General features: G+C 66.6%; 9 protein-coding genes. 7 read left to right on the plus strand and 2 right to left on the minus strand.

Going from position 1 to position 10,782, the window contains the following annotated elements; all coding sequences use genetic code 11:
- Window positions 1-84 precede the first annotated feature (84 nt).
- Genes kynU through N5E02_RS04630 form a run of 6 tightly spaced genes read left to right on the plus strand, consistent with a single transcriptional unit; the run spans window position 85 to window position 6,466 of the window.
- Window positions 85-1,359 (plus strand): kynureninase, encoded by a 1,275-nt coding sequence (gene kynU, locus N5E02_RS04605; RefSeq protein WP_065178616.1) that lies wholly within the window; start codon window positions 85-87, stop codon window positions 1,357-1,359.
- Between the two features lie 31 nt (window positions 1,360-1,390).
- A complete protein-coding gene (locus N5E02_RS04610; RefSeq protein WP_279945916.1) occupies window positions 1,391-2,758 on the plus strand; it encodes an NAD(P)/FAD-dependent oxidoreductase in 1,368 nt (455 codons plus the stop codon).
- Window positions 2,758-4,197 carry an exodeoxyribonuclease I gene (sbcB, locus tag N5E02_RS04615; RefSeq protein WP_279945917.1) on the plus strand — a complete coding sequence of 480 codons (1,440 nt, stop codon included), beginning with the start codon at window positions 2,758-2,760 and terminating at the stop codon, window positions 4,195-4,197. The genes N5E02_RS04610 and sbcB overlap by 1 nt, the downstream gene beginning before the upstream one ends.
- A complete protein-coding gene (locus N5E02_RS04620; RefSeq protein WP_053500718.1) occupies window positions 4,194-4,880 on the plus strand; it encodes a DUF2461 domain-containing protein in 687 nt (228 codons plus the stop codon). The genes sbcB and N5E02_RS04620 overlap by 4 nt, the downstream gene beginning before the upstream one ends.
- Complete coding sequence (locus N5E02_RS04625; protein ID WP_065178612.1) at window positions 4,880-5,872, plus strand: aldo/keto reductase; 993 nt, start codon at window positions 4,880-4,882, stop codon at window positions 5,870-5,872. The genes N5E02_RS04620 and N5E02_RS04625 overlap by 1 nt, the downstream gene beginning before the upstream one ends.
- A 42-nt stretch (window positions 5,873-5,914) precedes the next feature.
- On the plus strand, window positions 5,915-6,466 hold the full coding sequence (locus N5E02_RS04630) for a DUF2939 domain-containing protein (protein WP_065186194.1): 552 nt from the start codon (window positions 5,915-5,917) through the stop codon (window positions 6,464-6,466).
- A gap of 117 nt (window positions 6,467-6,583) precedes the next feature.
- Here the strand turns inward: N5E02_RS04630 and N5E02_RS04635 are convergent, their stop codons facing one another.
- Both N5E02_RS04635 and N5E02_RS04640 read right to left on the minus strand, forming a co-directional pair.
- Window positions 6,584-7,528 (minus strand): 5'-nucleotidase, encoded by a 945-nt coding sequence (locus N5E02_RS04635; RefSeq protein WP_005417414.1) that lies wholly within the window; start codon window positions 7,526-7,528, stop codon window positions 6,584-6,586.
- A gap of 47 nt (window positions 7,529-7,575) precedes the next feature.
- Complete coding sequence (locus tag N5E02_RS04640) at window positions 7,576-8,349, minus strand: NAD kinase (RefSeq protein WP_279945918.1); 774 nt, start codon at window positions 8,347-8,349, stop codon at window positions 7,576-7,578.
- Window positions 8,350-8,841: 492 nt separating this feature from the next.
- Here N5E02_RS04640 and N5E02_RS04645 point away from each other — a divergent pair, with 492 nt between their 5' ends.
- A complete protein-coding gene (locus N5E02_RS04645; RefSeq protein WP_279945919.1) occupies window positions 8,842-10,686 on the plus strand; it encodes a hypothetical protein in 1,845 nt (614 codons plus the stop codon).
- The last annotated feature ends 96 nt before the right edge of the window (window positions 10,687-10,782 follow it).

Raw genomic sequence — 10,782 nt, forward strand, 5'->3', positions numbered from 1 at the left:
GCATGGGCTCGGCTCTACAGGTTCGGCGGCAGGCACGCCGCCAGGCGCTACACTGGCGGTCCCGTTGCAGCCTGTTGCCCGACCATGTCCGACCTGCTCAGCCGCACCCACGCCATCGCCCTGGACGCCGCCGATCCGCTGCGCCCGCTGCGTGGCGAATTCCTGATTCCGCGCCATGGAGGCGGCGAGCAGACCTACTTCGTCGGCAACTCGCTGGGCCTGCAGCCGCGCGGTGCGCAGGCAGCGGTGCAGGAAGTGATGAAACAATGGGGCGAACGGGCGGTGGAAGGCCACTTCACCGGCCCGACGCAGTGGCTGTCCTACCACCGCCTGGTGAGCGCGCAGCTGGCCCGAGTGGTCGGCGCACTGCCCAGCGAGGTGGTAGCGATGAACACGCTGAGCGTGAACCTGCACCTGATGATGGTCAGCTTCTACCGGCCGACCACGCAGCGCCCGGTGATCCTGATGGAAGCCGGCGCATTCCCGACCGACCGCCACGCGGTGGAAGCTCAGATCCGCTTCCATGGTTTCGACCCGGCCGAGTGTCTGGTGGAAGTGCAGCCGGACGAAGCCAACGGCACGATTTCGCTGGCCGCGATCGAACGCGCCATCGCCGAGCACGGCCCGCGCCTGGCGCTGGTGCTGTGGCCCGGCGTGCAGTACCGCACCGGCCAGGCCTTCGACCTCGATGCGATCACCCGCGCCGCACGCCTGCAGGGCGCACGCATCGGCTTCGACCTGGCGCACTCGGTTGGCAACCTGCCGCTGCGCCTGCATGAGGTGGCGCCCGATTTCGCCGTGTGGTGCCACTACAAATACCTCAACAGCGGCCCGGGCGCGGTGGCCGGCGCCTTCGTGCACGAGCGCCACCATCGCGACACCACCCTGCCGCGCTTTGCCGGCTGGTGGGGCCATGAGGAATCGACCCGCTTCCAGATGGCGCCCCAGTTCACCCCCGCCATCGGTGCCGAAGGCTGGCAGTTGAGCAATCCGCCGATCCTCGGCCTGGCACCACTGCGTGCCTCGCTGGACCTGTTCGAGCGTGCCGGCATGGAGGCGCTGCGCAGCAAATCGCTGGCGCTGACCGGCCTGCTCGAAGCACTGGTCCGCGCACGCCTGCCGCAGGTGCTGGACATCATTACCCCGGCCGATCCGCAGCGCCGCGGCTGCCAGTTGTCGCTGCGCGTGATCGGTGGCCGCGAGCGTGGCCGTGCACTGTTCGAGCACCTGCGCGGCATCGGCGTGCTCGGCGACTGGCGCGAGCCTGACGTGATCCGCATCTCGCCCACCCCGCTCTACAACCGCTACCTGGACGTGCACCATTTCGTCGAGGAAGTGGAAGCCTGGGCCGGCCTGTAAGCCGCCCCCTCCCCTGCTGCTGGACAGTTCGTTGATCGCACACGCCTCCCGCTCGTTGAGCATTATCGGTGCCGGCCTTGCCGGGTCCCTGCTGGCCATCCTGCTGTCACGGCAAGGCTGGCGCATCACCCTGTACGAACGCCGTGGCGATCCCCGCATTGCCGACTACGAGAGCGGTCGTTCGATCAACCTGGCGTTGGCCGAGCGCGGGCGCAATGCACTGCGCCAGGCCGGCGTGGAAGACGAGGTGATGGCGCGCGCGGTGATGATGCGCGGGCGCATGGTGCATCCACGCGACGGCGAACCGCAGCTGCAGCGCTATGGCCGCGACGACAGCGAGGTGATCTGGTCGATCCATCGCAGCGATCTGAACACCACGCTGCTGGAACTGGCCGAACAGGCCGGTGCCACCGTGCGCTTCCATCGCCGCCTGCATACCGTGGATTTCGATGCGGGCTACGCGCGTTTCATCGATGACCGTGACGACAGCCCGCACGACATCCGCTTTGACACCCTGATCGGTGCCGACGGCGCGGGCTCGGCACTGCGCGCGGCGATGAACCGTCGTGCGCCGCTGGGCGAGGACATCGCCTTCCTTGACCATTCGTACAAGGAACTGGAGATCCCGCCGGCCGCCGACGGCGGCTTCCGCATCGAGCGCAATGCGCTGCACATCTGGCCGCGCGGCCACTACATGTGCATCGCGTTGCCCAACCACGAAGGCACTTTCACGGTCACCCTGTTCCTGCCCAACCAGGGCGATCCCAGCTTTGCCACGGTCAACACCGGCGCGCAGGCCGAGGCGCTGTTCGCGCGCGAGTTCGCCGACACCCTGCCGCTGATTCCCAACCTGCGCAAGGACTGGGAACAACACCCGCCGGGCCTGCTCGGCACGCTCACCCTGGAACGCTGGCATCAGCAGGGCCGCGCCGTGCTGATCGGTGACGCCGCGCATGCGATGGTGCCGTTCCACGGCCAGGGCATGAACTGCGCATTCGAGGACTGCGTTGCACTGGCCCGCCAGCTGATGGAGGCCGATGACCTGGAAAGCGCGTTCGCCGCGTTCGAAGCCGAGCGCAAACCGAATGCACGTGCCATCCAGCAGATGGCGCTTGAGAACTACCTGGAGATGCGCGACCGCGTGGCCGACCCTGCATTCCTGCTGCAACGCGAGCTGGAGCAGGAACTGCAGCGGCGCTGGCCGACCCGCTTCGTGCCGCATTACACGATGGTCACCTTCCTGCACACGCCCTACGCCGAGGCGCTGCGCCGCACCGAACTGCAGCGCGACCTGCTGGTTGCAGCCACCGCCGGTCACGATTCACTGGACAACATCGACTGGGCCGCACTGGAAACGCAGGTCCACGCGCAGTTGCCGGTCCTGGAGGGCGCGCACTGATGGCAGACAGCTTCCTGTTCTACGACCTGGAAACCTTCGGCCAGGACCCGCGGCGCACGCGCATCTCGCAGTTCGCCGCGATCCGCACCGATGCCGACCTCAACGAGATCGACACGCCGGTCAGCTTCTTCGTGCGCCCGGCAGACGACCTGCTGCCCTCGCCGATGGCCACCCTGGTCACCGGCATCACCCCGCAGCAGGCCCTGGCCGAGGGCATCAGCGAGGCCGAAGCCTTCGACCGCATCAACGAGCAGCTGTCGCGCCCCGGCACCTGCGCACTTGGCTACAACACCCTGCGCTTCGACGATGAGTTCGTCCGCTACGGGTTGTTCCGCAACTTCCACGATCCCTACGAGCGCGAGTGGCGCAATGGCAATTCGCGCTGGGACCTGCTGGACATGCTGCGGCTGATGCGCGCGATGCGCCCGGACGGCATCCGGTGGCCGCTGCGCGAAGACGGCGCCACCTCGTTCAAGCTCGAGCACCTGGCCGAGGCCAACAACGTGCGCGAAGGCGATGCGCACGAAGCGCTGTCAGACGTGCGCGCCACCATCGGCATGGCTCGGCTGTTCAAGCAGTCGCAGCCGCGCCTGTGGGAGTATGCACTGAAGCTGCGCGACAAGCGCTTCGTCGGCGGCCTGCTGGACGTGGCCGCGATGAAGCCGGTCCTGCACATTTCCATGCGCTACCCTGCCAGCCGCCTTTGCGCCGCACCGGTTCTGCCCTTGGCCGTACACCCGACCATCAACAACCGGGTGATCGTGTTCGACCTGGAAGGCGAGATCGACGACCTGCTGGAGCTGCCGGCCGAGGTGATCGCACAGCGCCTGTACATGCGGGCCAGCGAGCTGCCCGAAGGCGTGACACGCGTGCCGCTGAAGGAAGTACACCTGAACAAGGTGCCGGCACTGATCGCATGGAACCACCTGCGCGCCGACGATCATGCGCGCCTCGGCCTGGACGTGGCCGCGATCGAGGCCAAGGTGGAACGGCTGCGCGCGTTCGCTCCACAGCTGGCCGAGAAGGCACGCCAGGTCTACAACCAGCCCCGCGTCGCGACCGTGGCCGATGTCGATGCCTCGCTGTACGACGGATTCCTCGGCAACGGCGACAAGCCGCTGCTCGCGCTGGCACGCACCACCGCGCCGCAGCAGCTGGCCGCGCTGGAAGGCCGCTTCCGCGACCCGCGCCTTCCAGAGCTGCTGTTCCGCTACCGCGCACGCAACCATCCCGGCAGCCTCGCGCCGGCCGAACACCAGCGTTGGCAGGATTACCGCCGCCAGCGCCTGCTCGGCGACGGCGGCCTGGGCGAACTCAACCTGCCCCAGTACCAGCAACAGCTTGATGCACTGGCCGCCGAAGCGCCCGGCGACGCGCGGCGCCAGGCCCTGCTGCAATCGTTGCGCGACTGGGGCCAGCACCTGCAGGAGACGCTGTGAGCACCTATTTCTCGGACGCCAGTTTCAAGTTCCTGCGCAGCCTGGCGCGGCACAACGACAAGACCTGGTTCAACGACCACCGCCAGCAGTATGAAGACCACGTCCGGCAGCCGTTCCTGCGCCTGCTGGGCGACCTGCAGCCGGCACTGGCCGAGGTCAGCGAGCACTTCCGCGCCGATACCCGCGGCGTCGGTGGCTCGCTGTTCCGCATCCACCGTGACGCGCGCTTTTCCAACGACAAGTCACCGTACAAGACCTGGCAGGGTGCGCGCCTGTTCCATGAGCGCCGCCGAGAGGTGGCCGCGCCGTCCTTCTATGTGCACCTGCAACCCGGCGAGAGCTTCGTCGGCGCCGGCCTGTGGCATCCGGAACCGGAAACCCAGCGCCGCGTGCGCCATTTCATCCTCGACAACCCGGGCAGCTGGAAGGCCGCCGCGCACGCGCCGGCCCTGCGCAAGCGCTTCGATTTCGAGGAGAGCGAGAAGCTGGTGCGTCCCCCTCGTGGCTTCCCGGCCGACTTCGAGTTCATCGACGACCTCAAGCACCGCAACTGGGTGATGTGGCGCTCGCTGGACGACGCCACGATGACCGGCCCACGCCTGCTGTCCACGCTGGGCAAGGACCTGGCCGCGCTCGGCCCGTTCGTCGACTACCTGTGCGCTGCGCTGGACCTGGAATTCTGATGTCGCAGAATCTTCCGCTGGCCCGCCAGCGGCGCGTGCTCGGCCGCACCAGCCTGGCCGTTTCACCGATCGGATTGGGCTGCTCCGGCTTCTGGGGTCATCGCCGCTTCCCCGAGCATGAGGCGGCTGCTGTGGTCGAACATGCGCTTGCCCACGGAGTGAACCTGCTCGATACCGGTCACAACTATTCCGGCTTCCATGCCGAGCCGCGCCTGGGCCGCATCCTGCGCCCGTTGCTGAAGCAGTACCCGCGCGATTCACTGGTGATCTCAAGCAAGGGCGGCACGCTGACCGGCCAGGCCGGCATCAGCGGCGCCGAGCAACGCAACTTCTCGCCCGCGGCCATCACCGCCAGCTGCGAGGCGTCGCTGCGCAACCTAGGCCTGGACCATCTTGATGTCTACCAGCTGCATGGCGCCAGCGAACACGACATCAGTGACGACCTGCTGGCGGCACTGCAGCGCCTGCGCGAACGTGGGTTGATCCGGTACACCGGCATCAACACCCACTCGGCCTCGACCCTGCGCTGGATGATCGCCCATCCGGACGCCTTCGATGTGGTACTGCTGGACTACAACGCCCTGCAGCAGGACCGAGAACCGCTTATCGATCGGCTGCAGGCAGTGGGCATCGGCGTGCTGGCCGGCACCGTGCTGGCGCAAGGACACCTGCTGCCCGCGCGTGCGCGCCTGCCACGGCTGGCCGATGGCTGGTATCTGGCGCGCGCGTGGCTGAAGCCCAGCAGCCGCCAGCTGATGCGCAGTGCCCGCCAGATGCGGCGCGCGGTGGCCACGATCCACAGCCAGCGCCCGGCCCAGACCGCCTTCGCCTATACGCTGGGCCATCCCGGCGTTGCCAGCGGCATCCTCGGCACCACCCGCACCCGCAGCCTGGACGAAGTGCTGGCGACGCGGCTGGAGGCGCTGACTCCGGCGGAACGGCAACGGCTGGTCGATGCCTTCGGTGATGGCCGTGGTTCGCCCAGTCAGTGAGTCTTCACCCGGCACTGCCGCCGTTGCGGCAGTCTGTCCGGCATGAAGAAGCTCACCGCACTGCTTGTGCTGCCGGTCCTGGCCTTGGCGGCCTGGTGGTTCGGCGGCCCGTACCTGACCGTCAATGGCCTGTCCAAGGCCATCGAGCAGCGCGACACTGCGCGCCTGGAGCGCTACGTCGATTTCCCGCGCGTGCGCAGCAGCCTGCGCGCGCAGCTCAATGACTACCTGGTGCGCCAGGCCGGCCCAGACGTGGCGGCCAGCCCGTTCGGCGCCCTCCTCTACGGCCTCGGCGACCAGCTCGGGGGGGCCGCGGTGGAAACCATGGTGACCCCGACCGGGATCGGCGCGATGCTGCAGGGCCACGTGCTGTGGAAGCGTGGCCGCAATGAACTGCAGGGTGGCGACGCCTTCGGCGCAACTGAACCGGCGCGGCCGTTGAAGAATGCCGAACATCATTTCGAAGCGCTGGACCGCTTCGTGATCGATGTGGATCGCGGCCCCGGCCAGCCACCGATGAAGGTGGTGCTGGAGCCGCAGGGCCTGCGCTGGAAAGTGGTGGACCTGCAGCTGGGGATGTCGGGCAGCCCGTAGCCCCATGCCGCTGCGCTCGCCGGGCATGGCCCGGCGCTGCCGCCGCCTTGTACCCCTCTCTGGTAGACGCCCACCTTGGTGGGCGCGGCTGCGCCGCGATGCCAACAGCTACCGGGCTCAGCCCTCGTTGGCGACGCCGTGCGGTACGTGGCCGGCGGCTACATGCTCGCGGGCACTGTCGATGTTGTGCTGCGAATCATCGAAGAAGATGTCGGCACCGAAGGCCTGCAGGAACGGCCCCTTGTGCCGGCCGCCGAGGAACAGTGCTTCGTCCAGGCGCACGCCCCACTCCCGCAGGGTACGGATCACCCGCTCGTGCGCCGGGGCCGACCGCGCGGTCACCAGTGCGGTACGGATCGGCGCGCTGTCGCCAGCCGGGAACACTTCCTGCAGCGTGTGCAGGGCCGACAGGAAGCCGCGGAAGGGGCCGCCACTGAGTGGCTCGCGGGCGCGTTCGCGTTCGTGGCGGCCAAAGGCTTCCACGCCCTGCTCGCGCGAAATGCGCTCACTCTCGTCACCGAAGATCACTGCGTCACCGTCGAAGGCAATGCGCAGCTGGCCGGCCGGGCGACCGGTATCGATCTGGTCGGCCGCTGCCGCAGCGGTCTCGCCCGGTGGTTTGGGCAGGATGGTCGCCGCCGCGATGCCATGGCGCAGCGCACTGCGCACCGATTCCGGGTTGGCCGACAGGAACAGGTCGGTGCCGAACGGCTTCACATACGGCCAAGTCGGCTCGCCAGCGGTGAACGTCGCACGGATGATGCCCAGGCCGTAATGCTGGATCGAGTTGAAGATACGCAGGCCGGTATCGGCCGAATTGCGCGACAGCAGGATCACCTCGACCCGCGGGTTCTCCGGGCTGGCGCCCTGGTTCAGTGCCAGCAGCTTGCGCACTACGGGAAAGGCCACGCCGGGACCGAGGATGTCGTCCTCATGCTGGCGCTGGAACTCGGCATAGGCCGCCACGCCATCGCTCTCGAACAGCGCGTGGCTTTCCTCGAGGTCAAACAGCGCGCGCGAGGTGACCGCGACGGTCAGCAAACGGGGGGAGTTGTCGCCCATCGGTGGGGGTCCTTCAAGCGGTCGGCGGGGCCGGCCGCCCATTGTCCTCAAAAAACGAACTGTTCGCTCAGGATCCGGTCTTCCAGGTTGTGCTCCGGGTCGAACAGCAGGGTCACACGACGGTCCCTCGACTCGCGGATGGTAACCTCGACCACATCGCGGGTCTCGTGCGAATCAGCGGTGACGCTGACCGGACGCTTGTAGGGATCGAGCACGCGGAAGCGCACTTCGGTGTCGGCCTTGAGGATCGCCCCGCGCCAGCGTCGCGGCCGATACGGAGCCAGCGGCGTCAGCGCGATGGTATGCGACCCCAGCGGCAACACCGGGCCGTGCGCGGAATAATTGTAGGCGGTACTGCCGGCCGGGGTGGCCACCAGCACGCCGTCACCGATCAGCTCGGCCACCCGCTCCTGGCCGTTGAGGTCGATGCCGATATGGGCCGCCTGCCGGGTCTGGCGAAGGAGCGAGACATCGTTGTACGCCAGCGAGCCGGTGCTGGTCCCCGACTCCGTCAGCGCCACCATTTCCAGTGGGCGCAGGTTGGCCGGTTCGGCACGCGCAATGCGGGCCTGCACGTCATCGTCGCCGCGGTACTGGTTCATCAGGAAGCCAACGGTGCCCAGTTTCATGCCGAACACCGGCTTGCCCAGGTGCCCGTGCCGGTGCAGGGTCTGCAGCATGAAACCGTCGCCACCCAGCGGGCACAGCACGTCGGCCTGCTCGGGCGCGTGATCGCCATAACGCGAGATCATCGCCGCGCGGGCCATCTGTGCAGGTTCGGCGGTGCTGGCCAGGAAAGCGATGCGGGGGGTGTTGCTCATCAGGCGTGGGGCCCTGGAAGTGTGGATAGAGCATACCTCGCCACTGCTCCAACGCAACTGAGGTTGCCGATTCCAATGCTGCCTGTCTGACTTCCGATTCCCAAGCGATGCCCTCCTCTGCACGCCACCAAGTAGAACGCCTGGGCGACGGCGGCCACAGCCCTCCAGAACCGGCCTACGCCCAAGGCTGATTGTTCCTTCGCTCCCTGGATGTGCGGGGAAACAATCGCGTTGGGCCCGATACCAACTACATCGTGGATGACGGAAGCCGCACTTTTGCGGGCAGCCGTGACCGCTTGGCACACGCGAACAACGTCGCGGAGGTTTCCATCTGCTCGAGGTGACTCTGTAAAAAATCCAACACATCGAAGGCTGCTCGCATCGTTTACCGACAACGTCCGATAGCTCCCGTCCGGTACTGCACCGACCATGCAGCAGCGTACTCGCCGTTCCGCGGCTGATTGCGCTCCACCCTTCAGAGAGAGAGGACACATGAACTTCAAGCACCTCAGCCTTGCGTTGGCGGCACTACTGCCGTCCTGGGCCAGTCTTGCCCAAGACGCAGCCACTTCTCAGCAAACCGCAGCGGCAAAGGCCCATATCGGCTTCCTGAGCCCGGCATCAAACGCCTACCGCGAGCTGCTGCCGGGCAACTATACGAATCTGTACTTCACGCTACGCAATGATGACTGGCAGGACCGGGTGCGGCTGCCCACCTCGCTGTCGTTGTCCGAGCGTTCCATCTATCTGGCCAACCTGGCGACATCGCCCCGCCATCTGGAGGTCGACGGTGTATTCACCCATCTGCCCTCAGAGGTCAGAAAGGTGATGTTGCCCGCCGGCCAGAACCTGGCCGTCAGCAACAGGATGAGCATGGCCTGGCGCCTGTCCCCGAAGCACCTGCGCGAGATCAATGGCCCGAACGAAGCGCGCTGGCGCATTCCTTCAAACGGACGCAAGCTCGCAACGGTACTCAATCTCCGTGATGGGCAGCATGTCGGCCAGGTGGGCCTGCCCGACGGCGCACACTCCTATGACACGGTTACCATTCGGCACACGGCAACGTGGCCGAGCTCGGTCATCGCAGCCGATACGCAGTTCCCGCGCTCGAACCTGCGGATCGAGTCGGGTGACGTGCACCACTACGTCTTTGATCCCTTCTTCCGCGTGTGGAAACTGAATCATGCAACCTATCGCCCCGTACTTCCGAATGACGCATCGCGAAAGACGAGTACGGCACGCACACTGGTCACGGCCACCAACGAGAACTTCCGGGGCTACCATCTGAATTTCCCCGATAGCCCCTCGGACCGTGATCGCCGGAGGTTCAAGATCGCTGACTCGAAGGTGATCGACCCAGGCTATGGACTGAAGATCAGCGCTGGCAACATCTTTGATCGCGAGGCCCACATCTGGACCCGCCCTGGCGAAGCGTTCGAGTTCATCTTCGTCAACGACAACGGCCCTGGCTCCGGTTACTGGCACGCACTTCGCTTCCCGGTACAGCGCGTCGACGTCGACAAGGAGCGTGGTGGCGAGGTCGACAACGCCGCCGCACAGCTCACCTGGGTGTCCACGGGCGGGGGCACGGTCACATTGCCGAATGCGCACCAGCGCCTGACACGCTTGGTGGTGGAGAATGTCACCGGCGTCCGGCCGCATCCGACACCAAGGACGACCACGATTGTCGGCCCCGGAGTGTCGGACAAAATCCTGCCGGGCGAGCAGGTGTCCTATCGCCTCAGGGACTACAAGTGGATTCGTGAAACGACCACTGTCGACGTGGTGTTTGCCGTTTCCGACCGCCTCGGCGAGATCGGTTCGAAGGACATGGCACTGGAATTAATGCGTGAAAGCCTGAAGAAGACGAACGATGCACTGGACAACTCCGGCGCGACCTTCCGCTTCCGTGAAGCGGCGGTGCGAAATATCACCGTGCCGTACTACCTGCCGACCTATGCCATTCCCGAGTGGATCGCCAACCACGCATCGCAAGTGATCAGCGACAGCGGTGCCGATGGGGTCTTCTTCGGTGGCGTGGCCGATGGCTGCAACGGCGTCCACCACTCCAAGCCGCGCAAGCAGTTTGCGGTGGCAATGAACCTGCTCTGCTCCACCGACATGCTTCGTGAGGAAATGGGCAAGGCACTGGGCTTGAAGGTCAATGGCATGCAGGGCGTTCCGGTCATCGGCGCCGGCAACAAGCTGCCGCTGTACCCGACGCCGTTGCGCTTCGTGGACGATGGCAACCGCGCCATCAACCCCGGCCAGCGCGACGAAGTGCAGCACATGAACGGTGTCGCCGCCGAAGTCGCCCGCTACGGCCACGCGCGTTGATGGACTGATTGCTGGCAGCCATCGGCGGCCAGCGGCCCCGGATACAGAACGGCCCCGCTTTCGCGGGGCCGTTCCTTTTCTCCACGCACGCCGGGC

Origin of the sequence: Stenotrophomonas sp. GD03777 (assembly GCF_029842485.1) — a bacterium.
Lineage (GTDB): Bacteria > Pseudomonadota > Gammaproteobacteria > Xanthomonadales > Xanthomonadaceae > Stenotrophomonas > Stenotrophomonas sepilia.

Bases quoted from the DNA above. Each gene is read 5' to 3' on its own strand.
- N5E02_RS04630 (WP_065186194.1), top strand. From the start codon at position 5,915: ATGAAGAAGCTCACCGCACTGCTTGTGCTGCCGGTCCTGGCCTTGGCG.
- N5E02_RS04640 (WP_279945918.1), bottom strand. From the start codon at position 8,349: ATGAGCAACACCCCCCGCATCGCTTTCCTGGCCAGCACCGCCGAACCT.
- kynU (WP_065178616.1), top strand. From the start codon at position 85: ATGTCCGACCTGCTCAGCCGCACCCACGCCATCGCCCTGGACGCCGCC.
- sbcB (WP_279945917.1), top strand. From the start codon at position 2,758: ATGGCAGACAGCTTCCTGTTCTACGACCTGGAAACCTTCGGCCAGGAC.
- N5E02_RS04645 (WP_279945919.1), top strand. From the start codon at position 8,842: ATGAACTTCAAGCACCTCAGCCTTGCGTTGGCGGCACTACTGCCGTCC.
- N5E02_RS04625 (WP_065178612.1), top strand. From the start codon at position 4,880: ATGTCGCAGAATCTTCCGCTGGCCCGCCAGCGGCGCGTGCTCGGCCGC.
- N5E02_RS04635 (WP_005417414.1), bottom strand. From the start codon at position 7,528: ATGGGCGACAACTCCCCCCGTTTGCTGACCGTCGCGGTCACCTCGCGC.